This window comes from Nocardia brevicatena NBRC 12119 (genome assembly GCF_000308495.1).
Taxonomy (GTDB): Bacteria; Actinomycetota; Actinomycetes; order Mycobacteriales; family Mycobacteriaceae; genus Nocardia; species Nocardia brevicatena.
In genome coordinates this window covers 25,771-52,073 of sequence record NZ_BAFU01000093.1, presented here as the reverse complement: position 1 = coordinate 52,073, position 26,303 = coordinate 25,771, and the positions used below count along the sequence as shown (strand labels likewise).

21 protein-coding genes and 2 tRNA genes are annotated in these 26,303 nt (G+C 65.2%); 8 read left to right on the top strand and 15 right to left on the bottom strand.

The genetic code is table 11. The annotated features are described in order from the left end of the window. Positions 1-416: ATP-binding cassette domain-containing protein (locus ON20_RS25640; protein WP_040839459.1), on the bottom strand; the 416-nt coding region annotated here is incomplete at its 3' end. 999 nt (positions 417-1,415) lie between these two features. Here ON20_RS25640 and ON20_RS25630 point away from each other — a divergent pair. Next, positions 1,416-1,838, top strand: coding sequence for an oxygenase MpaB family protein (locus ON20_RS25630; protein ID WP_281032904.1), 423 nt, complete (start codon positions 1,416-1,418; stop codon positions 1,836-1,838). Positions 1,839-1,845: 7 nt separating this feature from the next. On the opposite strand, the gene ON20_RS25625 is transcribed toward ON20_RS25630, so the two are convergent. Next, a complete protein-coding gene (locus tag ON20_RS25625; RefSeq protein ID WP_040839454.1) occupies positions 1,846-2,400 on the bottom strand; it encodes a TetR/AcrR family transcriptional regulator in 555 nt (184 codons plus the stop codon). A 74-nt stretch (positions 2,401-2,474) separates the two neighbouring features. Between ON20_RS25625 and ON20_RS25620 the strand changes: the two genes are divergently transcribed. Beyond that, the gene (locus ON20_RS25620; protein ID WP_040839452.1) at positions 2,475-2,984 is read left to right on the top strand and encodes a thioesterase family protein; all 510 of its coding nucleotides are present in this window, start codon (positions 2,475-2,477) and stop codon (positions 2,982-2,984) included. Between the two features lie 47 nt (positions 2,985-3,031). On the opposite strand, the gene ON20_RS25615 is transcribed toward ON20_RS25620, so the two are convergent. Both ON20_RS25615 and ON20_RS36775 read right to left on the bottom strand, forming a co-directional pair. After that, positions 3,032-3,370, bottom strand: coding sequence for a hypothetical protein (locus ON20_RS25615; protein WP_040839450.1), 339 nt, complete (start codon positions 3,368-3,370; stop codon positions 3,032-3,034). A 45-nt stretch (positions 3,371-3,415) separates the two neighbouring features. Continuing rightward, positions 3,416-3,586 (bottom strand): hypothetical protein, encoded by a 171-nt coding sequence (locus tag ON20_RS36775; protein ID WP_157228990.1) that lies wholly within the window; start codon positions 3,584-3,586, stop codon positions 3,416-3,418. A 162-nt stretch (positions 3,587-3,748) separates the two neighbouring features. Here ON20_RS36775 and ON20_RS25610 point away from each other — a divergent pair, with 162 nt between their 5' ends. Beyond that, positions 3,749-4,678, top strand: a complete 930-nt coding sequence (locus tag ON20_RS25610; RefSeq protein WP_157228989.1) for a helix-turn-helix domain-containing protein — start codon at positions 3,749-3,751, stop codon at positions 4,676-4,678. Between the two features lie 447 nt (positions 4,679-5,125). Here the strand turns inward: ON20_RS25610 and ON20_RS25605 are convergent. Both ON20_RS25605 and ON20_RS25600 read right to left on the bottom strand, forming a co-directional pair. After that, positions 5,126-5,198, bottom strand: a tRNA-Ala gene (locus ON20_RS25605). Positions 5,199-5,833: 635 nt separating this feature from the next. Further along, complete coding sequence (locus ON20_RS25600) at positions 5,834-7,576, bottom strand: hypothetical protein (RefSeq protein ID WP_040839447.1); 1,743 nt, start codon at positions 7,574-7,576, stop codon at positions 5,834-5,836. 228 nt (positions 7,577-7,804) lie between these two features. On the opposite strand from ON20_RS25600, the gene ON20_RS25595 reads away from it, so the two are divergent. The 4 genes from ON20_RS25595 (at position 7,805) to ON20_RS25585 (ending at position 11,983) form a co-directional block, all read left to right on the top strand. Then, entirely contained in the window at positions 7,805-10,645 is a 2,841-nt protein-coding gene (locus ON20_RS25595) for an FHA domain-containing protein (RefSeq protein WP_040839445.1), read from the top strand. A 74-nt stretch (positions 10,646-10,719) separates the two neighbouring features. Beyond that, a complete protein-coding gene (locus tag ON20_RS25590; protein WP_040839444.1) occupies positions 10,720-11,460 on the top strand; it encodes an FHA domain-containing protein in 741 nt (246 codons plus the stop codon). A gap of 43 nt (positions 11,461-11,503) precedes the next feature. Next, entirely contained in the window at positions 11,504-11,641 is a 138-nt protein-coding gene (locus ON20_RS36770) for a hypothetical protein (RefSeq protein ID WP_157228988.1), read from the top strand. Between the two features lie 120 nt (positions 11,642-11,761). Next, positions 11,762-11,983 (top strand): hypothetical protein, encoded by a 222-nt coding sequence (locus tag ON20_RS25585; RefSeq protein WP_040839442.1) that lies wholly within the window; start codon positions 11,762-11,764, stop codon positions 11,981-11,983. 81 nt (positions 11,984-12,064) lie between these two features. Here the strand turns inward: ON20_RS25585 and ON20_RS25580 are convergent, their stop codons facing one another. Next, complete coding sequence (locus tag ON20_RS25580; protein WP_040839437.1) at positions 12,065-13,711, bottom strand: MFS transporter; 1,647 nt, start codon at positions 13,709-13,711, stop codon at positions 12,065-12,067. A 440-nt stretch (positions 13,712-14,151) separates the two neighbouring features. Between ON20_RS25580 and ON20_RS33430 the strand changes: the two genes are divergently transcribed. Next, positions 14,152-14,868, top strand: a complete 717-nt coding sequence (locus ON20_RS33430; protein WP_245547484.1) for a rhomboid-like protein — start codon at positions 14,152-14,154, stop codon at positions 14,866-14,868. Here the strand turns inward: ON20_RS33430 and ON20_RS25575 are convergent. The 8 genes from ON20_RS25575 to dnaN all read right to left on the bottom strand — a co-directional run bounded on the left by ON20_RS25575 (position 14,857) and on the right by dnaN (position 25,597). Next, positions 14,857-14,933, bottom strand: a tRNA-Ile gene (locus ON20_RS25575). The genes ON20_RS33430 and ON20_RS25575 overlap by 12 nt on opposite strands. A gap of 185 nt (positions 14,934-15,118) precedes the next feature. After that, entirely contained in the window at positions 15,119-16,207 is a 1,089-nt protein-coding gene (locus ON20_RS25570; RefSeq protein WP_040839435.1) for a DUF3566 domain-containing protein, read from the bottom strand. A gap of 42 nt (positions 16,208-16,249) precedes the next feature. Next, on the bottom strand, positions 16,250-18,751 hold the full coding sequence (gyrA, locus tag ON20_RS25565) for a DNA gyrase subunit A (protein ID WP_040839434.1): 2,502 nt from the start codon (positions 18,749-18,751) through the stop codon (positions 16,250-16,252). Between the two features lie 64 nt (positions 18,752-18,815). Continuing rightward, entirely contained in the window at positions 18,816-20,861 is a 2,046-nt protein-coding gene (gene gyrB, locus ON20_RS25560) for a DNA topoisomerase (ATP-hydrolyzing) subunit B (RefSeq protein WP_040839432.1), read from the bottom strand. A 326-nt stretch (positions 20,862-21,187) separates the two neighbouring features. Then, on the bottom strand, positions 21,188-22,090 hold the full coding sequence (locus tag ON20_RS25555; RefSeq protein WP_040839430.1) for an alpha/beta fold hydrolase: 903 nt from the start codon (positions 22,088-22,090) through the stop codon (positions 21,188-21,190). Positions 22,091-22,224: 134 nt separating this feature from the next. Next, the gene (locus ON20_RS25550; protein ID WP_040839429.1) at positions 22,225-22,794 is read right to left on the bottom strand and encodes a DUF721 family protein; all 570 of its coding nucleotides are present in this window, start codon (positions 22,792-22,794) and stop codon (positions 22,225-22,227) included. A 358-nt stretch (positions 22,795-23,152) separates the two neighbouring features. Next, positions 23,153-24,358, bottom strand: a complete 1,206-nt coding sequence (gene recF, locus ON20_RS25545; protein WP_051163316.1) for a DNA replication/repair protein RecF — start codon at positions 24,356-24,358, stop codon at positions 23,153-23,155. A 69-nt stretch (positions 24,359-24,427) separates the two neighbouring features. Next, positions 24,428-25,597 carry a DNA polymerase III subunit beta gene (gene dnaN / locus ON20_RS25540; RefSeq protein WP_040839427.1) on the bottom strand — a complete coding sequence of 390 codons (1,170 nt, stop codon included), beginning with the start codon at positions 25,595-25,597 and terminating at the stop codon, positions 24,428-24,430. Positions 25,598-26,303 lie beyond the last annotated feature (706 nt).

The window sequence follows — 26,303 nt, the reverse complement described above, 5'->3', positions numbered from 1 at the left end:
CCCCCCGAATATCCTTTGACCGGCCGGTCGGCGGCGTCGCTGAGCCGGAAACGGTCCAGCAGTTCACGTGCGCGTTCCTTACTGCGTCGGATTCCCATGTGGTACAGCCGGCCCACCATCTCCAGATTCTCGAAACCGGTGAGGTATTCGTCCACTGCGGCGTACTGTCCCGAGGCGCCGATCCGGGACCGCAGCGCACGCGGGTTCCGAAGGACGTCCACTCCGGCCACGGTCGCGCGGCCCTCGTCGGGCACCAATAATGTGGTGAGAACCCGAACAGTGGTGGTCTTACCGGCTCCGTTGGGGCCGAGTAGAGCGGTGACGGTGCCCTCCGGCACGGTCAGATCGAGCCCGTCGAGGGCACACAGCCCGCCGTATCGTTTGACGAGACCCTCGGCGACGATTGCGTCGGGCATGTTTCTCCTGAGATTCGTATCTGCTGTTTCGCGACGACTACGTGTTGTTCCCCGACGGCGGAACCATGCCGACGGCCATGAGCGCTCATTCGGTCATCCGACCGAGACGGGTGCCAGTATCTCCCCGCTCGCCGCCGTTTTCACCCCATTTATCCAGGTCCCGAGTCGCCGCCGAATAGCGAAGAGGCCGCATCCCGTTCCGATCGATGCTCGGGGTTGCGCCGGACCGGGGTGCGACCGATTCGGTGATCGCGGGTGGATGGGCGCCCGGTAGCGCGTAGCGGACTACTCGTTTCGACCCGTACCGATACTCGGCCACCGCGGCGGGACACCCACCGATGACACCGACTCTCGAGTGGATCCGACCGATCTCCATGTGCACATCCTGGCAGGGGGGTCCGACATGTTGCGGCGGACGGAATCACCGCGCGCTTCTCGACACATCACAACGAGACGACGGCCCTGAAGTCCTTGTCGCCCCGGCGCTGCGCGGGCGATCGTCCAGCACTCACCCCAATAACGGTTATCTCCCGGGGGAAAGCGCAGCGATCACTTCGAATCCTTTGCCCGGCACTATTTTCGGCAACCGAATGGAAACGTGGTACGCGCCGTCGCGCGCCGCACCATCACGTGACGTGCCATGCCGATTCGAGCCATGTGGACCGCCCCAAAAAAAGTTCGAAACTCATGGTTCGCATACACACGTAACGGCGGATCATCGCGTAGGATCGTTCGTGTCGGCCCCTCCCCCCCGGGCCGACTTACGCGGGCCTCGGCTAACTCCCCCCCTTCGCCGAGGCCCGCTCTCATGTCCGGCCCCGCGATCGCGGATCGAGCGACTCCTCGATCCCCTCGTCGCCGAACCACCGCGTCGCAGCGCGACATCGTCCCCTTCAACGGCTCGCACCCGCCTGTGGTACAAATCAACATCCGTAATAATGAGAGACTTATAGTATCATCATCTCATTCTATTGATGCAGTCGATCATGGGAGATCCGCATGACCGCGTCCGTCGACGACACCGCCTTCACCCGTGTCGATCCCGACGTGCTTCCGCCGCGTCGTCCATTCGGCCCCGGCACCCGCACCTGGGATGAGGTCGGCCTGATCACCTTCTCCCTCACCGCAGGCTCGGCATTCCTGTTGCAGACCATGGAACCGACCATCTCCGCCGTGGTCGACAAGTACTCGACCTTCCGCACCGATCCGGTCGGCCGGGCCGTGCGCAGTCTGTCCGCGGTAATGACCTGGACCTACGGCGGCGAAGAAGCGTTGGCCGAGACCGAGCGCCTGCGCACCATGCACGCCCCGCTCAACCTGCTGCCGGAGCGACTGCGCTATTTCCCCATCGCCTACGAGGCGCGCCGACTGGAGCGCGACAAGGCCGAACTGCGCAAGGTCATCGCCGTCCGGCCGGTCTGAGAGCCGCTCAGCGGGTCCGGAAGGTGTCCATCCCCTCCCGGACCAACCGGACGATCAGATCCGCCAGGTCCGAACTCCGACTCACTTCGGCAGGCCAGTATGCGATCGAGAAAACGACACTCAGGCAGGTCTGCGTGGCCACCGTCACCTCCTCGTCGGTGGCCACGGGCAGACATCTCCGGACCGCCGCTTCCCAACCACATAGATACTTCAGCCGCTGCTCGGTGATCGTCCACAACCACGGATCGACCAGCGAACGCTCCTCTCGCTGAGTGACATTCACCAGGTGCCGGTGCACGACCGCGAACTCGACATGGTGCCGGATCAGCCGTTCCAGATCGGCGACCGGATCATCGAGCACCGGTTCGACCGCATATATCAACCGCTCCATGGCCTCCGTGACCAGCGTCCCCAGAATCTCGTCCTTACCGGAGAAATGCCGGTACAGCGCCGGTCCGCTCAGTCCGGCCCGCGCACCCAACTCGTCCACGCTCGTGCCGTGGAAACCCTTCTCGTAGAACAGCTCCGCGGCGGTATCGAGAATCAGGCGACTCCGCTCCACGCGGGTGATCGTAACAGTATCTGTTAACGCTCGTTATACTCTCGCGGGAGCTCGAGCCGATAGGAGCCGCGACGATGACCAGCACCACCCTCGTCCCCGACTACCGCCAAGTGACCCGGCTGCCCCGGGAATTGGGCCCGCTGGTGATCCCCGAGGAATTCCGGGACGAAAACGACCATATGAACGTGCGGCACTACTTCGACCTGTGCATCGAGGCCGCGGGCAGGGTATTCGACCGGATAGGCATCACCGACGACTACCGCGCCGAACGCGGCCAGGGGTTCTTTACCGCCGAACACCATATCCGCTACTACTCCGAAACCCGGGTCGGGGACGAGGTATCGGCGTATTTCCGCGGTATCGAACGCTCCGACAAAGTCGTACACGGCATGGCGCTCCTGGTCAACGACACCACCGAAAGACTCGCCTGCACACTGGAACTGGTCGGTATCCACGTCGACCTGACCAGCCGGAGTGTCACCCCGTTCGCCCCCGACACCGCCACCGCGATAGACCGCGAACTGCGCTCCGTGGATGTCGCCTGGTCCGCACCCGTCTGCGGTGCCATGGGAGTCCGCCGTTAGACGGCTCGATCGACTACCGCGCAGCTCGACCGGTCCTACCGCACCACTTACGCCCTGTCGACCTCGGCGGGCAGCTGCCCGGTCGACCATCGGGCGTAGGTGTGCTGCGGACTCACGGTGATGACATCGGCAACCGCGACCAGGGTTCGGGGTGCGATGCCGTCGAAGTGCTCGAGGCCGGGCACGAAGATCGCCTCGGCCCGGTTCCGCTGCACGGACGCAACCAGCTCGCCAATAGGGTCCTCGGTGAACTCGCCGAAAACGATCGTCTTGCACAACTCGTACCCGAACCGCTGCGCCAGACCGCGTATCCGGGCTTCGTCCCACTGCTGATGAACGCCGGACTTGTCCTTGCGCAGATAGCCGAGCGCCTTCGGTTTCGTCATGTGATCCCCTGTCGTCGATACCCTGCCATTGGCCGGTGCGTTCGGCTACACGCGTTCCCTCAGCCCCTTGGCGATGCGTTCCAGCAACTCCGCGTCACCGCACGCATCGGCGTCTACGCGGGCTCCGATGAGTTCCCATATGCCCAACGCGGTCACAATCGCTTGCGAACGCATCGATGTCCGGACCGGCAACGGCGGATGATCGGTGTAGTTCATGCGTGTCCCCTGTCGTCGTCCCCTACCGATGGGAGGCACCCGCCGCCGGGTAGCCGGCGACCGACCCGGCGTCGAGTGCTGCCTCGAGCATTGACCGAAACGGGTTGAAGTCGATATCAATTCACGTTCACAGCTGTCCACAGTCGGGTTATGGTGCGTGGTATGAAGCCGGGGGCGCTGCTGCGTGCCGCTCGGGAGGCCGCGGGAATCTCGCTGCGCGTCATGGCCGAGCGGACCTATTACGGGAAGACGTATCTCTCGCTGATCGAGACCGGGCAGCGGCCCGTGCCCGCCGGTGTCATCGCAGCCTACGAGAGGGTTCTGGACGCGGACCTGGGACGGATGTCGGCGGCCGCTCGTACGCCGGCCAGTGTGGACTCCACCGCCCTGGCCGAGGCCGCAGTGATGCTATCGGCCACACGCCGAATCGAGGACGCGGTCGGGGCCGTGATGGTACTGCCCGCGGTGCGAGGCATGGCAGAGATGACCGAAAGCTTCGTACGTGAGGGACGCAAGGAACGACCCGCGGCCGCGGGCCTGGCGTCGGAGGTCACCCAGTACCGGGGATGGCTCGAACACGCGATAGGCGCCGATGCCGCCGCCCGCCGCACTCTCGGCACGGCGGTGAGTCTGGCCGAGGAGTCCCGCGACCCGGACCGGCTCGCGCACGGTCTGGGATTCCTCGGATATGTGACCGTGAGCACCGGCGACTACAGCGAGGTACTCGCCCTGTCGGATGCTGCCCTGGCGGTGCGGGGCGCGCACCCCATCATCCGGGCCTATGGGCTGATGCGGCGAGCCGAGTTGTTGGCCGCACACGGGGAGACGCGGCATGCGCACCACGCGCTGACCATGGCCGATGCGGTGGCCGAAGCTGCGGACGGCATTGAACCACCGACGTCTATGTACTGGTGGAGTCCCGGTTTCGGGGCTGTGCAGCGCGGCGGTGTTCTATCGATGCTGGGGCGCACCGCCGAGGCGGTCGGAGAGGCGACGCAAGGCCTGGCCGCGATGCCGGCCGAGCACCGCGGTACCGAGTGGTTGGCATCGGCTCTGAGGCGCGTCGACCCGGACATGTCCAGCGAGGCGTGAGCGAGGCAACCGTGGTGCTCACCGCCGAGAAAATCGGCACCTGGCCTCCCGGCTCGACGGCTGCAAACCAGGCGACTCCTCTCTCTCGGCGCGACGGTCGACCGGGCGGCGCCGACGAGAGGCCCGTCGGCGGTGCGTTTCGGGCCGTACTGCCCGTGGGTCTGTCGGGGGTGGTTCCCCTACACCGCCAGGCAGACCGTGGCGTCGGTCGTCCGTGACAAGCTCGGCCGGGCCCAGGCTCAGGCGCAGCTGTCACACGCACAGCTTGCGACCACCGAGCGGCACTATCTACAGCGACAGACCCATGGACCGGACACACGCGAGGCCCCGAAGGGGTACTTCAGGGAAGGACGAACCCTTTATAAGGGCAAGGTAAGGATCCCGACCCCTTCGCCTTGAATACAAAACGCTCCCTTCCTGTCGGATCAGGTAGGGAGCGTTTTCGAGTGGAGCCTAGGGGAATCGAACCCCTAACCCCTGCCTTGCAAAGGCAGTGCTCTGCCAATTGAGCTAAGGCCCCGAGCGAATTACCGGACGACGCCACGTTCGCCTGCGAAACAGTAGCGGTCCGGCACGTACACCGTCAAACAAGGCTACCCGGCCAGCGCGGTGAACAGCGCGGCAAAACCTACTCGAGCTCGGATTCGACAAGAAATGAGATCGGGCTATGGGCGGGAGCGATGGTGTGTGCACAGGACTCGTCCTGGTCCACGGCCGGGCCGCGCTGCCGATTGCGGCCACCACCCAGGTGCAGGTGGTCGTCGAACTGCCGGCCAGGCCGTGATCAGGTGGCCGCTACTCGGCGGCCGGTCGAAGTGACAGGAACAACAATCCGGCGCGGGTCAGCGCGTGGTGACCTCGTGCCAGAGATCGGCGTCGCTGCGCCGGCGCAGCTTGGTGACACCGATGAGAACAGCCAGTACAGCACCGATGATGAGAACGCGTTTCATGGCTGCCAGCCTAGTCGCAACCGATTCGGCCGGCCGACCCGGTTTCCCGCATCGGCGTTCGCGGATGATCCGTGAGGACGGCCGGACCGGGGCACCCTGGACCCCGACCCCTCGATATCTATCCCGGCGTACACGGATATGTCGAGTATCAATCACGTCCTCGTCCTTCCCGGCGCTCGCCTGGCCCTATCCGAGGTGAGGCCGGTCAACGAACAACCGGGGGCGGCAACCGAACGCTGGGCCGGGTCACGGCCCTCTCATTCGCTTCGGCGGCCCGGACCAGCAAGCGGTGTAGCGTCCGGGCGGGCTGTGTGATTCGAGTGGTATTCAACACCACCTCGGTGAACGCTTCCGACAAAGCGGCGGAGGGGTCGAAGCGGCCGTGGCGGAAGCTGCGGCCCTGCAGTTGCGCACGCCACTGTAGGAACCCGTCGATAGTGGCACGCGTCGAATGTTCCGATGGCCGCCGCAGGGGGAGGTAATCCAGAAGCAGAGCACGGTGCGCGAATCGCTGGGCACGAAATCCGCCCGCCACCTCGAGGGCCGTGCCGAGTTCTCGGACGATCGAGGAGAACACCGGGCGCAGTGCACTTCTCCGAGCGAGCCGACCTGCTCTTTCGGATTCGGCAATGGCGCGCTCGAGATACTCCGGGTCGGTGGCGGCGCGCTCGGCCAAAACTATGCGAGCGGTGAACAGATACCGCGCGGCGGGCATCGTAGGTTGCTGTCCCTCTTCGTCCGATGCATGCCCCGGAATCGGCTCCGTTTCCCATTCCAACCGCGTCAATTCCCCATCCGGTAGTTCGCCGATACCAATGGCACGCAGGTCGATCTGCCGATGCCGGGGCAGCACGGCATCTACGGCGGCGACGATCTCGGCGAGCGTTTCCCCCGGCACGCCGCCGGTTTCGAAACCGAAAGCTCGCACACCGTGTCGTTCGGCCAGTTCCCGCGCCAGGCGCGCGACCGTCGTCTCGCGAGGGGTATCGACCTTCCGTTCGATGGGCTTGTTCTCCGGCCTTGCGGCCTTCGCCGCCTTCACCGGCCGTGGTTCCGGTCGGGCTGCCGGGCGGACGGGTGGACGGGGCCCGGCACCGGACGTCCCGGGATCGGCAACGGACACCCGTGCCGGTCGAGCGGTAGGGCCGGGAGCCGACTGCCGGCGGCTCCACGGATGAGGTGTTCGGTTCAGGGCCGCCGTGGATTGGGCGATCGGCCGAGCTTCCGCCGAGGTGTGCTGTACCGAGGCGGCGGCTCGGCCGGTCCCGGGCGGTTGAACGGGGGCCGTATCCGGAGCGGAGACGCTTTCGCCCACACTGCCCGGAGGCTGAATATCGGATGAATTTCTGTCGGGCCGGCCTTGCTGCTGATCGGCCGGTGACGCATTCTCGGCCGGTGCTCGCTTCGCCTCGCCCGGGGTGCCCCCTGTCTCGGGCGCGTCGATGGTTGGCGGGTGAGGCGATACCTCGACCGGCGCGGCCTCGGAAACCTGATCACTGCCGGATATGGTGGGGAGCGCGGGTACGCCCGAGTACTCGGGAGACGACGCGAAGGGCATCGACGTCTCGCCCGCGTGCGGCCGATTGTCGAGGACTGCCTGAATCGGCGGTACCGTAAAGTTCTGCGGGATTCCGTTGTCGATGCTTGTGATCTGTTGTCCGGCAGCGCGGTCGGCATCCGCCACATTGTCCACGAACTGCTTGAGGTCGCTGCCGGACTGCCGAATAACCTGGGCCAGGGAACCCAGTTCGGACAGAGTCAGTTCCTGCTCCGGGAGGTAGGTATCGGCGAACGCCTTACCGGCGTCGTCGGCGCCCCACGGCATGCCGGCGGCGGCCGACTCGGCCTCGAGGTTTCGCGCTATTCCCGCGACATCTTCCCCGATATGGTCGAACTGCGATGCTTGACGCCGCAGTTGCTCTAGGTCCGCGGAAAAAAACTCTGCCACGAAGCCTCCAAACGGTCGAGAATGTCATTATCCGTACCCAAAGGTCGATAGACACAATTCCCACTGAGGAGAAGAGCGGCTGCCACGACATTGCGTAGTACTACTGCCACCCCACATTGCGACAGTACCAACGCTCCGAGTACGGAATTATCGGTCACCGAATAAACTTGTGTCCCTGAGGAAGACTCGGCCAGGGTGGATGCTACGCGGAAGCGCTGGAGGACAAGCGTGGACGGAACGGCGCTGTTGGCCCAGGTGCCCGCGTTCGTACGGGACCTGGTGATCGGGAAATGGCCTGGCCTCCAGGTGGAGGGGATGCGTCGTTGTGGCGATTCCTATATGCAGGCCTGCAAGGACCTGAACACCGCGGCGGACAAGTACGAGACCGAAGCCCGGCTTACCGAGGACGCCGTTACCGGCGAGACGAAGGACGGATTGGCCGAGCGGCATCGGAAGATCTGCAAGGCGATGCGTGACAAGGCCGCGGTATGCGAGAGTCTGGGGCGGCAATTCCACGACACAGCCGATTCGGCGGTGCAAACCCAACATCTGCTTGTCATGACGGGAATCGTGTTGGCGGCGCAGTTGACCTACGACATGGTGCTGTTCTTCCAGGGGGGAGGACTCAAGGCGTTGGCCGACCGATTGGCAGCCGAGCAGGTGATGCGTGCGGCGACGATCCGGTTCACGGTGGGGGTGGCCGAGAATGTGGCCGCGGGCGCGGCACGGCGCGCCGCGCTGCACGGGGCGGTACATGCGGCGAAGGTCGGGGCACTGTCCGGTGCGGCGATCAGTGTAGGCGCACAGACGTGGGACATAGCGGCCGACGTGCGGGCCGGGTTCGATGTGGCGTCATTTCTGGAGATGGTTCTCGGCGGCGTCGTGGGGGGGTGCGCACAACAGTTCGCCGGCCTCTCGTCCAATGGTGAGCTCAAATGGAAGGACCACGGCCTGACGCAGTCGCAGGTCTCGGAGATCCGGGCTCGGGTCGAGCGGTTGCAGCCGGTGTTCGAAGCGGCAGGTATCCGACATTTATACAACGGTATGGTGCGTCGGTTGTATGTGCTGGAAGAGCATGCCGACACCATGGCCGGTCCGGAGCGTGTCACCGCGCCACGGTTATCACCGCCGCCGACCGCCATCGACACGATCACGCCCGATACCCCCAATGGAACAGGCGCGGACCACTCCGGCGAGGTCGAGGCGGATGCCGGCCCACCCATCGATTCGAGTGGAACCAGGGTCGGCCCCGCTACGGTGAGCGATATCGCTTCGGTGCGGTTGGATCTCGGCGATCGGCCTCCGGTGCGGATTGACCCGGACCGACCGATGGTGATCAACGCCGAGGAACCGTATCCGTTCACGATGAATCCGCAAGACGCGCCGGCCGATGGTACCGGACAGGTCGTGGCGGGACTGACGGATTCCGGAAAGGTGTGGATTCGCGACGACGGAACCGGAGAAGACGTATGGGTGAACGGAGAACGGGTCTCCCCGAACCAGCTATGGGTTCTCACCGAGGGGGATGCGGTCCGGGTGGGTTCCGATCTACTCGGACCGGTACGCACCGAGTCCATCGATGATTCCCGATTCCCGCCGGCCGAATTGTCTTTCGGACCGGATGAAGCACCGCTCGGCTTGGCACGTGGCGAGCAGGTGCTCGTCGACATGGGTTCCGGCGCGCATACGCCCAACGGAACGACGAGAAAAGTTATCGTGGGACGGGATTTCGACGGGCGCGTATGGCTGCGGGATCCGGCTCCCGACGCGAACGGCCCACACCACGTCAAGGTCGGTGACAAGACGGTGGTGAGCGGCGACAAACAGTACGTGAACCCAGGTGAATCGGTCACCCTGGGAGACCGGGTCGGCCGACTCCAGGTGAAGTTCTTCCGCGAGGAGGTATTGCTGCGGTTCTACGACGACGAGGGAGTATTGCCGATCCCGCCCAATTCGGGGGCGCTTCTCCCCTTCGGAGGAGGCCGGGCTCTCGAGACCGATGCGTATGGCCGGGTATGGATTCGGGAGAACGACCCCTCCGATACCAACGAAACCTATGTGAACGGTGAACGATTGGGCGCGGGGGAACGGCGCATGCTCGAATCGGGCGATTCCATTCGGTACGGCACGGAACATATTCGGCTGCAGATGACTCCGATGGACGCGGTCGGGGACGCCGACCCCGTCCGGCTCACATTGGGCAGTGGGCCGGAGGCGGCGCCGGTGCGACTGGAGGCGGGTCGACCGATCGAGGTCGGCACCGAGGGGAACTCCCCTTTCTCCTCGCAGCTACGGACGGCGTCGGGAGTCGGTGACCGGCACGCGGTAATGGTTCTGGACCACGATGGCCGGGTGCGGATCCGCGATACCGGGGAGTCGGACGGGGTGTGGGTGAATGGTGAACAGATCCCACCGCGGAAGTGGGTGACGCTCCCTGAAGGCGCCGATATCGGGCTGGGCCATGACTTCGTAGGGACGGTGCGCATGGGGGCAATAGACGACAGCCTGCTGCCGGATGCCAGATTCACCTTTCGGTCGGAAAGGTCTTCCATTCCATTGGGCGCTGGTAGCCGGGTCCACATGGACACCAGATCCCTGGGCGACCGTATTTTGGGCAAACCGCGGCGGGAAGTGCTCATGGGCCGCGATTTCGACGGCCGGGTATGGGTGCGCGATCCCGATGTGGACAGCAGTATACGAATCGAGGTGGACGGTCGGACGGTCCCGCCCGGTACCAAACGGTATGTGGATCCCGACGCCGTAGTCGCCATCGATGGGCAACACGCCAAGCTTCAGGTCGTAGGCGAGGGACGGCCACTGCTGCTACGGCTGTCCGACGACGAGAACATTGCCCCCTTCGGGTTGCGGCCGAGTGAGGAGGTGAGGCTCGGCGGCGGTTCCGATACACCATTGGCGAGGGAACTGGCACGACATGGGTGCCCGAGAATCACGTCACCATTTATCGCGATAAGTTCGGAGAGCTGTGGCTGCGTGTCGACAACTCGGCGGCGGCGGGGGCCTGGGTCAGCGGAACGAAAGTCGATCCGTCCTCCGGACCGTATTGGCTGAGGCCGGGAGAAAGGCTTCGTTTCGGCAGCTGGCTCGGCGCCGCTCAATTCTCCGATGGTTTCAGCCATGGTCGAATGCCCCGCGAGGTATACGCGAACCTCACCGGGGGACAGGGGCGATATCCCATCACCCTGAGTCGTGGCGGTGAGGCCGTACTCCTCGGCCGGGGAGAAGACGCGGTACTGCCGCCCGGCCTTGCCGAGGATGCCGTCGCCAACGGAATTTCCGAGCGGCACGCCGAGATGGGCGCCCACCCCTCCGGTCGGCTCTGGATCGCCCCGCACGGGGAAGCACTGTCACCCACATATATCAATGGAAGGGAGCTCGGGCTCGGCGAGAAGGTGACGCTACACCCCGGCGACAGTGTTCAGCTGGGTGAAGGATCCGAGTTCATCGTGAGCTACCGGCCGCCCGAGGGCGGACCGCTGGTCGAGCTCATGGACCGGACGCCGGAGACCAGACAGTCGCTGAAGCAACTGGCTGCGTTGCAGGAGCATATCTACCAGCGGATCACCGAGTATATGCACGAGAAGAACGGCGGGATCGTCATCGGCAAACAACCGGTGTGGCAGTTGCGTGGCCTGCCTAAAACCGAATTCACCGCCGACGGCACGCCCTGGAAGGACATAGCCGGCCAATACATCGGTCTCGAAAGACGGATCTACGTCGACTCCGGTATGGGCAGCAGTTTCGACTACGGCGATCTGGTCTGGCACGAGTTCGGGCATGCGGCCGACGATGCCTACGGAACAAACGGTAAATGGCTCAGTAGCGAAACAGAGTGGAAAGTACCTGCACGCGGCGGTTATCGATAAACTCAAACAACGACCCGACTGGAACTCTCACCACAACACTCCGGTGGAGTTGTTCGCGGCAGCGTTCGCGGCCTGGACAGGCGTCCCCACCCGGTCACGCAAGTTCAGCTACGACGATGATGGTATCACCGGCAAATTCGACAGCTACTTCACCGCCGCATTCGAACGAGGTCATCGGTAACCGGGGCGGCGGCCGCGACCGCTGCGTATAGTGGCCGTGGCAGCTGTCGCCGACAGATCGAAGGACCGCAATGACCGCGTTCTCGGATGATGCCGGGCCCCGAGACTCGCCGGTGACGGCGTGACCATCCTTCGGCATCGACATGGTCGAACCGACGACGGTGACTTCTACACCAGCGTCGAAGAAATCCGGCCCGGCGACCCGGGCTATGCGGCAATGCTCCCGGCGGCTCGCGCGAACCCCATCGCGGACTCGGAGCCGGAACCCCCGGTGAACGCCGAGACCCTGGCCCGCATCCTGCGTGACGCCGGCTTGGACGAATCAGATTTCGAGGACAGTTGACGCGCCCGTGACTCCGGCCGGCGCGTTCGATGCCCCTCGGTCGTGGTGATGAATCCGCCCGGCTCACCATGAAGAGTGGTCTCAGCGGTCGTCGGGGTCGGTATCCTCCGGTGTAGGCCGACCCGCTCTATCCGAGGTGCCTACCGGCCGTCGTGGTAACCGGCCGGTAGCGAACAATGCCGTGGACGCGAGCAGAGCAGTGATGGCGAGCGCCACTCTCAGCGCCTCGAGACGGGCGTCGGCGTTCACCGTGAGAATGGCGTCGGCGGTGGGAGTGTCCACACCGGCGGCGGCGAGGGCACCTTCCAACTGGGCATTGGACAAAAACGGCACCCCGTCGGCCAGCTCCGTGGTGGCCTGCTGCCGAACGGAGGCCGGGATGGCCGGATTGTCCACGACGTCGGCAGTGACGGACGAGGTGAGCGTGGCGATCAGGACCGACCCGATCAGCGCAGTGCCCAGTGAGGCGCCGAGATTCGTGGCGGTATTCTGCAGCCCACCGACCTCGGCGCTCTGCCGATCGGGTACCGCGGACACGGTGATCGCACCCAGTTGCGAGGCCAGAGCACCTAACCCCAGGCCCATCAACAGCATGGGTATCGAGACAACACCCGCGTTGGCGCCCGGATCCATTCCGGCGACGAGGATCAGGATGCCGGCGATCATCGAACCCAGACCCAGGCGAACAACGCGCCGCGGATTGGCGTGCGGCCGGAACCGGGGAATACCGGCCGCCGCCACGACCAGTGCGACCGACAGCGGAAATATCCGCACACCGGTCTCTAGCGCGCTGAGCTCGAGAACCACCGACAGGAATAGTGGGACGGTGAAGAACACCCCCGCCTGCACCACAAACTGTGCGAAAAACATGCCCAACCCCCCCGTGAGCTGACGATTCGTCAGTAACCTCGGATCGACCAGCGGTTCGCCACCCCGCTCCACCATATAGGTCTGCCGCCGCAGGAACAGATACAGCACCAGCAGGCCGCCGATCAACAACCAGATAACCGGGGATAGGCCGAGGACGGTAGGACCGTCGGACTTGGTCTGCACCCAGCCCCATTCACTCGAACGCAACACGCCGTATACGAGCATGCCGAGCCCGATCACGGACAGCAGCGCGCCGACGAGATCCAGCTGGACCCGGGCCGCGGGAACATCGTGGACCCGCCGCAGCACCAGCAGGATCAACCCGACGATGACCACCTCACCGAAGAACACATACCGCCAGGACGCGAACGTGGTCACCGCACCGCCGAGCAGCGGGCCTACCGCGACCGCCATCGCTCCCGCCGCCGCCACCAGTCCATAGGCGGCGGGCCGGCGTTCCGACGGAAAGTTGGCGGCGACCAAGGAGACGATCGCCGGCATGATCAGGGCAGCGCCTATGCCCTCCAACAGCGACCAGCCCAACAACAGGATCGGCAGATTGGGCGCCAGCCCAGTGGTGAACGAACCCACTCCGTAGACGACGAGGCCGAGTCCGAACGCCCGGCGCCGACCGAGGACGGTGCCCACCTTGCCACCCGTGATCATCAGAGACGCCATCACCAACGTGTACAAGGTGATTGCGGTCTGGATTCCGGTAATGGTCGTGCCCACATCCGCGGCGACGGTGGCCATGGACACATTCATCACGGAGCTGTCCAGGGTCATCAAAAACTGTCCCGACGCCAGCACCGCCAGCACCAGTCCGGAGCCTGACCGTACCGCCGGAACCGACGACATATGGCGCTCCCCTCATGAGACTGCGCAGGGTCCGAGCATATGGCAGGGCGCCCACCCGAAATACGATCTCAACGAGTAGAGCGTGTCCAGAGACGCCTTTCGCTGTCGCGTGAGTTGCGTCGTACTCACATCCGTGTTCGCCGGGTATACGCATCGATGCGGCGGAACGTCATGCCGCCGAGCCCGAAGACGAGAGCGAGCGGGGTTCACGCCGAGGCCCGGCCTGCCTACCGAGCTGTCCTCACCGGCGAGGACCCGGTTTGAGGCCTGATCGTTTGGGGAGTTCGGTACAACCGGTGTGCGGCGCCGGGCGTGGGCCGTGGTAGCGCGTGCTTCGGCTACCGGCTGGTAATGCCCGGACCACCACCACGAATCAGAGGGGTGACCATGACGAATCCATCGGGCCGGGGGACCGACCCCCTGCGACAGGACGGGATCCGATGAGCGGGGTCAAGTCTGCGGTTCATGCCGTTCGGTCCTATATACGGCGTGCACCGGGTACGTTCACGTGGTTGGCCATTCTGCTGGTCACGACTGTGGTGTTGACCCACCTGTCACCGGAGGACACGCGCGTCGTACTCGGTAACCGTTCAACGAATCTGCATCACTTGCGCGAGGATCCGGTTCGGGTCCTGATCACCAGTGCGTTCTGGCTGTCCGGCGGAGGATGGATATGGTACGTGGTCCTGTACAACCTCTTCCATGTTCCCGCCGAACGATGGCTGGGGACCCTGCGTTGGCTCGCCGTCGTGGTGACAGCGCACGTGGGCGCCACCTATCTCAGCCAGGGAGTCCTTTACTGGGCGATTCGTCACGGACACGCACCCGCACAAGCGGTGTTCACCCTGGACGTCGGAGTCAGCTACGCTCTCGCGGGCGTGGTCGCGGTACTGGCATACCGAATCGCACGGCCGTGGTGTTTCGCCTACTCCGCCGGTGTCGTGGTCTACTACGCGATTCCCCTGCTCGAGAATCTGACCTTCACCGACATCGGGCACTTCACCGCTCTGCTTATCGGGTTCGCCTGTTACCCGCTGACCCGCGGCCGACCGGCCCTTGAACGCCACCCGCTGCCACTTCTCCGCTCCGCCGACCACAAAGCCGATCGAGGAATCAGGCCTGGCTACCCTTATAGAGAAAGGAAATGGTGGGCCTAGGAGGACTTGAACCTCCGACCTCTTCGTTATCAGCGAAGCGCTCTAACCGCCTGAGCTATAGGCCCGTGGAAGACTCGCACCGTAACGGGCGAACCGGAGCTAAAGGTTACCCGACCCGCCGGAAACAACCAAAACCGCAGGTAGATGCCGGTGCCATCGACCACCTGAACGGCTCTCCGATCTCCTTCGTCCGTAGAAACCACAGAGGCCGGTACCGAACGGACGGTACCGGCCTCTGTGGTCGTTGTGATCAGTCGGGATCGGCCAGGGTCACCTGGACGCCGCCGACCATATCGCAGCACTGGTTGTAGATGAACGTGCCGACGGTGGCCAGGGCGGTGAACAGCACCACGTTGATCAGGCCGATGACACCGGCATAGCCGAATACCGTGCCCGCGTCGATCAACCCCATCGAACCGCTGTCCTGCGAGACCATATCGGTGAACGTATTGTTCAGCCGCTCCCAGACGCCCATACCCTCGAGCACGATGTAGAGCAGGCCGACCGCGAGCATCCACACGAAGAACATGGCGACACTGATCACCAGGCTGATCTTCAGGGTGGACCAGGGGTCGATCCGGCGAATCTGTACGGTCGCGCGCAGCACCTCGCCGCCGGCCACTGCCTGAACCGCCGACGGCGAGACCGGGGCCTGTGCCCGGGTCGGGTTCTCCTGCGGTAGCGGATGGCGGAGCTCGGACAGGTCCGGCATGTCCTTGACCAGCTCCGGACGGGCGATACTGCGGGTGGGGCCGTCCAGGCCGACGGACTTCACCATGGCCGCTTCTTTACGGGCCGCCTTGGCCGCCAGGTCGGCGGTGGTGCGGGCATTGGTGGCGCCCCCGCCGAGACCGATCGACGGGGAGGTCGGCTGACTGCGCCCAGGTACCGGGGCATATCCCGGCCGTTCCAGGTTCGTCTGCGGCTCCCGCTGCGGCAACTGCGACCAGCCGTCCTGGTAGGGCGACTTGGGCCCACCACCGGGGGCCTGCTCGGGAGCCTGGCCACCTTGCGGTGGCTGGCCACCCTGTGGTGCCGGACCGGACTGGGGGCCCGGACCGGGCTGCGGCCCCGGACCGCCCGCCGGTCCGTTGGCCGCCTGGGCGCCCTGCGCCGGAATCGCGGGCCCGAACTCGCCCTGCTCACGTTGGTCCTGCGGCTGACCACCGGCGGGCGCACCGGACGGATTACCACCTTGCTGCCCGCCGCCGGACTGCTCGTTCTCCGCGGCGACACCCGGTCGCGGGATCGGGCGCGGCTGAATGGGTGACTGTGCGATCCTCTCGGTCACACCATTCGACTGCTGCCGCTCGTCGTTCGGCTGTTTCGGAGTGGTCAATTGGGAATCCTCGGATCCGTTCGTTGCCGCCGCTATATGGATTTACTGCTCTGAGACATCGCTGCCGTCGATCTGTTCGGGTTCGTCGGCATTGCGCGCGATCGCAAGCAACGTATCTCCCTCGGCGAGGTTCATCAATCGCACGCCCTTGGTCTGCCTACCGGCCCGTCGAACCTGCCGGGCCGCGGTGCGGATGACGCCACCGCCGGATGTGATCGCGTACAACTCGTCGTCGTCGTCGACGATGAGCGCTCCCACCAGGGTGCCACGCCGGGTGTCGTATTGGATTGTCAATACACCTTTTCCGCCGCGTCCCTGGGCGGTGTACTCCTCGATCGCCGTCCGTTTCGCGTAACCACCGGACGTCGCGACCAGAAGATACGTACCTTCCCGAACCACGTTGAGCGACAACAGCTCGTCTTCCGCATTGAACCGCATACCCTGTACACCCGAGGTGGCGCGCCCCATCGGACGCAGCGCCTCGTCGGTGGCCGAGAACCGGATCGACTGGCCCTGGGCCGATACCAACAGCAGGTCGTCGTCGGCGGAACACAGAACGGCGCCGACCAACTCGTCGTTGTCGCGGAGGTTCACCGCGACGATACCGCCGCTGCGGTTGGAGTCGAAGTCCGACAGGCGCGATTTCTTGACCAGACCCTTCTTGGTGGCCAACACCAGGTACGGCTCGTCCTCGTAGGACTTGATCCGAATGATCTGGGCGATCTTCTCGTCCGGCTGGAAGGCCAGCAGGTTCGCCACGTGCTGCCCGCGTGCGGTCCGGTTGGCCTCGGGCAGTTCGTAGGCCTTGGCGCGGTAGACCCGGCCCTTGTTGGTGAAGAACAGGATCCAGTCGTGGGTCGAGGTGACGAAGAAGTGCTTGACGATATCGTCCTGTTTGAGGCCGGCGCCCTGCACACCCTTGCCGCCGCGCTTCTGGCTGCGATACAGGTCGGTCTTGGTGCGTTTGGCGTAACCGGTCTCGGTGATGGTGACGACCACGTCCTCGCGGGCGATCAGATCCTCGTCGGCCACGTCACCGTCGGCGGAGACGATCTTGGTGCGCCGCTCGTCGCCGTACTTGTCCACGATCTCGGCCAGCTCGTCACGCACGATGGCGCGCTGCCGCTCCGGTTTGGCGAGAATATCGTTCAGATCGGCGATCTCGGCCTCGATCTTGACCAGTTCGTCGATGATCTTCTGCCGTTCCAGGGCCGAGAGCCTGCGCAACTGCATGTCCAGGATGGCGGTGGCCTGGATCTCGTCGATATCGAGCAGCTGTATCAGACCGGTGCGTGCGGTCTCGGTATTGGCCGACCGACGGATCAAGGCGATGACCTCGTCCAAGGCGTCCAGCGCCTTGACCAGTCCGCGCAGGATATGGGCCCGCTCCTCGGCCTTGCGCAGCAGGTACCGGGTGCGCCGGATGATCACGTCCAACTGGTGGTTGACGTAGAACCGGATCATCTGGTCCAACCGCAGGGTGCGCGGTACGCCGTCGACGATCGAGAGCATGTTCGCGCCGAAGCTGGTCTGCAGCTGGGTGTGCTTGTACAGGTTGTTCAGCACGACCTTGGCCACGGCGTCGCGTTTGACGGTGACCACGATCCGCAGGCCCACCCGGTCGGAGGACTCGTCGTGGATATCGGCGACACCCGCGATCCGGCCGTCCTTGACCTGCTCGGCGATGGCGTTGATGAAGTTGTCGGTATTGACCTGGTAGGGCAGTTCGGTGATGACGATCGTGGTGCGGCCCCGGTTGTCCTCCTCGATCTCCACCACACCGCGCATGCGGATGGAACCGCGCCCGGTGGTGTAGGCGTCCTGGATGCCCTGGGTGCCGACGATCAGGCCCGCGGTCGGGAAGTCCGGCCCCTTGACCCGTTCCATACAGGCGGTGAGGGTGGTCTCCTCGTCGGCGTCGTGGTTATCCAGCGCCCAGTAGATGGCCTCGGACAGCTCGGTGAGGTTGTGCGGCGGAATATTGGTCGCCATTCCGACCGCGATACCGTTGCTGCCGTTCATCAGCATATTCGGCACCCGGCTGGGCAGAACGACCGGTTCCTGGGTCTTACCGTCGTAGTTCGGGATGAAATCAACCGTCTCGTGGTCGATTTCGCGCAGCATCTCCATGGCCAGCGGGGTGAGCCGGCATTCCGTGTAGCGCATGGCGGCCGCACCGTCGTTGCCGCGGCTGCCGAAGTTGCCCTGGCCGTCGACCAGTGGATAGCGCATGGACCACGGCTGGGCCATCCGGACGAGGGTGTCGTAGATGGCCGAGTCGCCGTGCGGGTGATAGTTGCCCATGGTGTCGGAGACCGGGCGGGCCGATTTCACGTAGCTGCGGTCGGGCCGGTAGCCGTTGTCGTACATCGCGTACAGAATCCGGCGATGCACCGGCTTGAGGCCGTCGCGTACCTCGGGCAGAGCGCGGCCCACGATCACGCTCATCGCGTAATCGATATAGCTGCTCTGCATCTCCTGCTGGATATCGACCGGTTCGATCCGGTCGCCCGCACCGCTGGGCGGCAAGGTGGTGTCGGTCATGAAGTCTCCTGGTACGAAAGGAAGTCAGGGCTGGTCCCGCGCGCTCCGGCGCAGGCGGGACCGGCTATACGTCGAGGAAGCGGACGTCCTTGGCATTGCGGGTGATGAAGCTGCGGCGTGCCTCCACGTCCTCACCCATCAGCACGCTGAACAGTTCGTCCGCGGCGGCGGCGTCGTCCAATGTCACTTGACGAAGCACCCGGACCGAGGGGTCCATGGTGGTTTCCCACAGCTCCTTCGGGTTCATCTCGCCCAGACCCTTGTACCGCTGGATACCGTCGTCCTTGTTGATCTTCTTCCCGGCGGCCAGGCCGGCTTCCAGCAGGCCGTCGCGTTCCCGGTCGGAGTAGGCGAACTCCGGTTCGCTGCGCTGCCACTTGAGCTTGTACAGCGGGGGCTGCGCCAGGAAGACATGGCCGTTCTCGATGAGTGGGCGCATGAACCGGAACAGCAGGGTCAGCAACAGGGTGGAGATGTGCTGGCCGTCGACGTCGGCGTCGGCCATCAGCACGATCTTGTGATACCGCAGTTTGCCGATATCGAACTCGTCGTGGATACCCGTGCCGAACGCGGTGATGATCGCCTGGACCTCGTTGTTCTTGAGGACCTTGTCGATGCGGGCCTTCTCGACATTGATGATCTTGCCGCGCAGCGGCAGGATCGCCTGGTACATCGAATCGCGACCGGATTTGGCCGAGCCGCCGGCGGAGTCACCCTCCACGATGTAGATCTCGGACTTGCTCGGGTCCTTGGACCGGCAGTCGGCCAGCTTGCCGGGCAGCCCGCCCAGGTCGGTGGCACTCTTGCGGCGTACCAGCTCGCGGGCCTTGCGGGCCGCGACACGGGCCTGCGCCGACGACACCGCCTTCTGCACGATGGTCTTCGCGTCGGCCGGGTTCGCCTCGAACCAGTGCGCCAGGTGCTCGTTGCAGGTGCGCTGGACGAACGACTTGACCTCGGTATTGCCGAGTTTGGTCTTGGTCTGGCCCTCGAACTGCGGTTCGCTCACCTTCACGCTGACGATGGCGGCCAGGCCCTCCCGGATATCGTCGCCGGTGAGGTTACCGTCCTTCTCCTTGAGGAGCTTCTTGTCCTTGGCGTACTTGTTGACCACCGAGGTCAGCGCCGCGCGGAAGCCTTCCTCGTGGGTGCCGCCTTCATGGGTGTTGATGGTATTGGCGAAGGTGTGCACCGACTCGGAGTAGCCGGAGTTCCACTGCATGGCCACCTCGAGCTCGTGCCCGGTGCCCTTGCCGGTGAACCCGACGACCGAATTGTGGATCGGCGTCTTCGTCCGGTTGATGTGGCGGACGAATTCCTCCAGACCGCCCGGATAGTGGTAGGTGCGGGTTTTGACCTTGGGTTCGGCCGGCTGCTGTTCGCCGTTCTCGGCGTGTTTGGGCACCTCGGCGGTTTCGCTGACCACATCGTCGGTGATCTCGGCCTCGCTGACCCGTTCATCGGTCAGCACGATGGTGAGGCCTTTGTTGAGGAACGCCATCTCCTGTAGTCGGCGCGCGACCGTCTCGAAGTTGAAGGTCGTGGTCTCGAAGACCTCCGGATCGGGCCAGAACCGGATGGTGGTACCGGTTTCCCTGGTGGGCTCGCCCTGGACCAGCTTACCGGGGGCGGCGTCCTTGTAGGTCTGGCTCCAGTGGTAGCCGTCGTGCTTGATCTCGGCCTCCAGCCGAGTGGACAGCGCGTTGACCACGGAGATACCGACGCCGTGCAGACCACCGGAGACGGCGTAGGACTCGGAGTCGAACTTGCCGCCCGCGTGCAGCTGGGTCATGACGACCTCGATGGTCGGGATCCCCTGGGCGTGCATGGCCACCGGGATACCGCGGCCGTCGTCGACAACCTCCACCCCACCGTCGGCCAACAGCGTGACCTCCACCCGGGTGGCGTAACCGGCCATCGCCTCGTCGACCGAGTTGTCCACGACCTCCCAGATCAGGTGGTGCAGACCGCGCTCACCGGTCGAACCGATGTACATGCCCGGGCGTTTGCGTACCGCCTCGAGCCCTTCCAGAACGGTAATAGAGGAGGCACCGTAGTCCTGTTTGGCCGATGTCGCCTTCTTCGAGCCCTTGGAGTCGTTGGCAGCCACTGGTCGGTAGCTCTCCTTACTTGCTGATCCCCGGAACGGCGGTCGGTCACGCGGGCACGCCCGGACCGACGAGGACTCGAGACGAAACGACTTCTCGAGATTCTCGGTCCACACGCGGGCTGTACGCAGCGCGCCGAAGGGGTCGCCGCTGATTACCTCTCCATCCTACTTGCCCGCCCAATCTACAACCCACCTACGACACCTCTGGCGGCTTCGAGGAGGAGAGAAATCGAAGCGGCACGGGTCGCCTCCGCCTCGCGCCCGTTTCGATCCATCTGAGATGGCGTGAGAGTTACACGAAGCACAGCGGCCCCACCGCGCGCGGATCAGCGTCCGTCGACCCGATCGATGAACTCGGCGGTGAGCCCGGCCAGGTCGCCGGGATGGGTGAACGGCGACCAGTGCCGGGCACCGATCGTACGGACGGTCAGATCACGAACCCAATCGCCCGCCTCGGCGTGCACCACCGGCCGAACGGCGCGATCGCCGGTGGCGATGACCACCTGCACGGGCACCTCGATCGGGCGAGGACGGGGATGACGCAGGTGGGAATGGATATTGGCACGGTAGAGCTCGAGGCCGTTGACCATATCCGCACGCAGGGTGGAGCCCGTGCGCACCACGGCGGGGTCCAACCCGTCGAAGAACGACAGGAACCGCGGCCAGTGTCCGGACAGCCTCCGCAGCACGACCTCCGGCAGCCGCGGTATCCGGAAAGCGAAGGTGTAGGCCGAGGCCAGTCCCTGTTCCAACGAGCCGAGCAGCCGGGCCCGCGAGAACGGACCGCGCAGATAGGCGCCCAGAAAATCGAGATTGGGTCCGGATATCGACGTGAACGAGGCGATGGCGGTGGACGCGTCGGCGGCACCGACCAACTCCCAACCGATCACCGAACCCCAATCGTGTCCGACGACGTGTACCTGTTCACCGGGCGCGACGGCGGCCGCGACCGCCCGGATATCGGCGGCGAGCTCTTCGAGACGGTAGTCCGTGCTGTCGTGCGGGACCGTACTCTCGCCGGCGCCTCGATTGTCGAAGGCGATGACCCGGAAGCGCGGGGTCAGCAGCCCGGCGACCCGATTCCACAACACATGCGTGTCCGGCCAGCCGTGGACCAACAGGATCGGTGGACCGGAGGGATCACCGCATTCGAAGACCGCGAGCTCGATATCGCCGCGCTGGACGGTACGCGTCGGAACGGCGGGAAACGGGTCGGTGATCACGGTCATGGGCAGCCCTTTCGGTCGCGGCGCGGGCCGTTCCCTTCGAACCCCGGCCCGCAGGAGGCCGAACGGCACGTCCCTCCTGTGGATAACGCAGGATAAATGTTACGTTAAGTATCGCATATCTGGCGGGATGGGCGCTATCCATAGGTATCGCGCGGGCCCCGCCCCCGGATATGGCGTTCGCCCTTGCGCCAACTGGGCGCGGCGGGGCCGGAGATACGCAGGGATCCGACCACGCCCGGCCCTACCGCCGCATTGATCTTGGCCAGGAGTTGCGGTTGCAGCATGCGCAGCTGCGTGGCCCAGGCGGTCGATTCCGCGGCAATACTCAGTACGCCGTTCTCCAGTTTGACGGGCGTGGCATGCGAGGCGATATCGTCGCCGACCACCCCGGCCCAGCGGCCGAATACCGTTCCCTCGGCCACCTTGGCCGACCATCCGCGACTGCGTGCGATCGAGGTGGCGAGGGTGGACAGCAGCTGTGGATCCCGATCGTCCGGGCGGGCTCCAGACCATCCAGTACGCCTGCGCGCGCCCGAACGGGCCCCCCGGCGGGGGGAGGACCGGCCCTGCCCCACCGATTTGCCGGCGGCCCGGGCCGCGGCCCGGGCTTCTTCGAGGGCGCGGCGGGCCAGATCGATTCCGCGCAGTTCCGCCTCCCCGGTGGAGGTCGGGGGGTTCGTGGGCTGTCCAGGCTGTTCGGTCATGGCTGTGTTCCGCTCACCTGTCCAAGTTATCCCCAGTTACGCTCGGTTTTCCCCAGGTGGTAACAGCACGTGCGTACCATCGCCGGCCGTGTCGCCTCGAGTCGGAGACAATCGGTATTGTAGCTGTTTCTGCAGGTCGAAGCGGATTTTTTTGATATCGGTACCGCTGTCGACGGAGGGGCCCGATCGCTGCCTCGGCGCGGGCAGCGATCTGTTGGAGCAACTTATCCACAGGCTTGTGGATAACTCTCCACAGGTGCGTCGGACAGGATGTCCGTCCGACGAGACACTCTACGGCACCCTACCGACGGGAGCCTCGGGTGGGAAGCTCTTGGGAAACGTTCCTGATCACGCGAATTCACCCGGTCCCCGGGAGCGCGGTTCCCCAGGCGTTTGCCGCGGCCGATTCGATACGGGATATCCGGTGGTCGGCGCCACCATCGGTGATCACCCGGAGAGTGGTGCCACTCAGCTCGGCGGGCACGTCCTCGGCTACCGCGGCGGTGATGAGCACCTGCTCGGCCTCGGCGGCGACCCGCGCGAGCGCCGCGCGGCGACGACGGTCGAGCTCGGCGAAGACATCGTCGAGTAGTAGCACCGGCTCCGTACCGCCGGCCCGCAGCAGGTCGAACGCGCCCAGACGCAGTGCCAGCGCGAACGACCAGGATTCCCCGTGGCTGGCGAAACCCTTGGCCGGTGTGTCACCGAGCAACAGGTCCAGATCGTCGCGATGCGGGCCGACCAGGCAGATACCGCGTTCGAGCTCTTTGGGGCGGGCGGCGGCCAGTTCTCGCAGCAGCACCGATTCCAGCGCCGCGGTGTCGTCGGGTGCGGGCGCTCGCTCGGGCACCAGGAATTCCGGCGGTAGCGCCGCACTGCGGTAACCGATCGACGCCGGGCGTGACTCCGGCGCGATGGAAGCGTAGGAGCGGGCGAGATGGGGATACAGGTCGTGGACCAGACGCAGGCGCTCGGCGACGAGGACGGCGGCATGACTTGCCAGGTGCCCGTCCCAGACGTCGAGGGTGCTCAGATCCGCCTTCGACCCGGTCCGGCGACCGGCGGTTTTCAACAGGGCCGAACGCTGTCGCAGCACCCGCTCGTAGTCCGAACGGACCGCGGCCAGACGTGGTAACCGGGCGATGCACAACTCGTCGAGGAAACGGCGCCGCTCCCCGGGATCGCCGCGTACCAGCGCCAGATCCTCCGGAGCGAACAGAACGGTGTGCAAAATACCCAGAACCTCGCGCGGTCGACGTACGGGAGATCGGTTGATCTGCGCCCGATTGGCCGCGCCACGGTTCAACTCCACATCGATACGCAGCTCTCGCCCGGCGTTGACCACGTTCGCCCCGATCCGGGACCGCTCGGTCCCCATCCTGATCAGCGGCGCCTCGGAGGCGACCCGGTGAGAGTCGAGCGTGGACAGATAGCCGAGGGCTTCCAGCAGATTGGTCTTGCCGTTGCCGTTGGCACCCAGGAAAACCGTCACACCCGGGGAAAGCTCGATATCGGCCTGCTCCCAGGAGCGGAAGTCCCGCAGGGTGAGCACCCGGACGAACATGGATCAGACCACCCGGAAAGTGATCACAGGGTTATCCACAGCTGTGGACAACGTCGACCGCACGCCCTGTCAGCCCGGCAGCCGGACCGGCATCAACAGGTAGACATAGTCCCTTTCCAGCGCCGCGTAGGCACCGGAGTCGAGCGCCTGCGGTTCCTCCTCGCCCGCAGGCAACAGAACCGCGGGGCGGCTCGGCGTGGTGAAGCCGAAGGTGACCCGTTCCGCGTGTAGCGCCGACAAACCGTCCGTAAGGTAACTCGGGTTGAAGGCGATGGTCAACGGTTCGCCACGAAAATCCGCCGTCAGCCACTCCTCGGCTCGACCCGCGTCGTCACCGCCGGCCGACAGCAGCAGGCCCTCACCGGAGAACTCCAGCCGAACCTGCGCTCCGCGCTCGGCGACCAGTGCCACGCGCTTGATCGCCTCGGTGAGTGCGGCGACCTCCAACGTCGCGATCGAGGTGTGCTCCTTGGGCAACAGCTGGCGGAACTTGGGGAACTCGGCATCGAGCAGCCGGGTGGTCGTCCGACGTCCTGCGTTCACGATCCCCATCAGCCCGTCCGTCCCCGACCCCAGGGACAGCTGGACGGGCGCGTCGGACGATCCCAGTGTCTTGGCCGCTTCGGAGAGGGTGCGCGCCGGAATGAGTACCGCGGTTTCGATATCGGGTCGGGTGGGCTTCCACTGGATATGCCGCACCGCGAGGCGGAAGCGGTCGGTCGCCGCCAGCACCACCTGCGAGCCCTCGATCTCGACCCGGATACCGGTGAGCATGGGCAGCGTGTCGTCGCGCCCGGCGGCGACGGCCACCTGGCCGACCGCCTCGGCGAACAGATCGACCGTGAGCTCACCGCTGGACTGGGGCACCTCGGGCAGCTGCGGATAGTCCTCGACCGGCATGGTGGGCAGCGAGAATTTCGCGCTGCCGCAGGAGATCAGCACTCGACTGCCCTCGACCGACACATCCACGGGCTTGTTCGACAGCGCCTTGGTGATATCGGCGAGCAGACGTCCGGAAACGAGCACCTCGCCCGCCCCGGCGACCTCGGCTGCGACCCGCATCTGCGCCGACACCTCGTAGTCGAAACCGGAAACGGTCAATCCGTTGTCGTCCGCGACGAGCAGGACCCCGCCGAGGACCGGAACGGGTGGGCGCGACGGCAGGCTGCGCGCCACCCACGCCACCGATTCCGCGAAATCCTCACGGGCGACCCGAAACTTCATGCTCGCAAGCTCCATCGCCCGACTGTCCTCTCCCGTTCCGTGATCTCTTGCGGCGGCCGGATACTGCTGGATCGACCGCTTGGGAAGTGTGGCACAAGCGGCCGACATCAAACCGTACCGCGTGCCGACCGAGTTATCGGTTCGACCCTCTGGTCCCGTGGCGCAAACCTGTCCGCGCGGTCGGGTGAGACGAGCATGCAGCGGCACTCCGGCTTGCCCGATCGAAGCATCGGGTTCGGTTTTCCCATAACCCATAAGTGTCCACCTGCCCGCGAGTGAGCCCGGCACCGGTAGGGACGAGTGATCGAGGGCACCGTGTGCACGCCGAGGCGGTTTGCCGCGGAGAGACGTGGTGAGTACTCGGGCGCGCCATCGGGCACGGACCCCACTCGATGTCGCCACCCGCGCGGCGACCCGTGCCGACGGAGTGACCGCCTTTCCCTCGGTGTGGATGGTGACCGATTGCGTCGGCGAGGTCCGGCGTCAACTTTCCACACCCTCTGTTTTCAAGAGAGTTATCCAAGAGAAAGAACTGAAGTAGTAATAGGGCCTGTGGATTCTGTGGAATCCGGTGGTTTTCGCAGGTCCATGAGCGTGGCGGGGTGTGGATGACCGTGGAATGAACCGTGGATGAATCCGGGGGCTCTGTGGAGAGCGCAGGGTTGTCCCAAATCCATCCTCGAGTTGTCCTCGAGTTGTTCCACCGTTTTCTTCCGGTTGT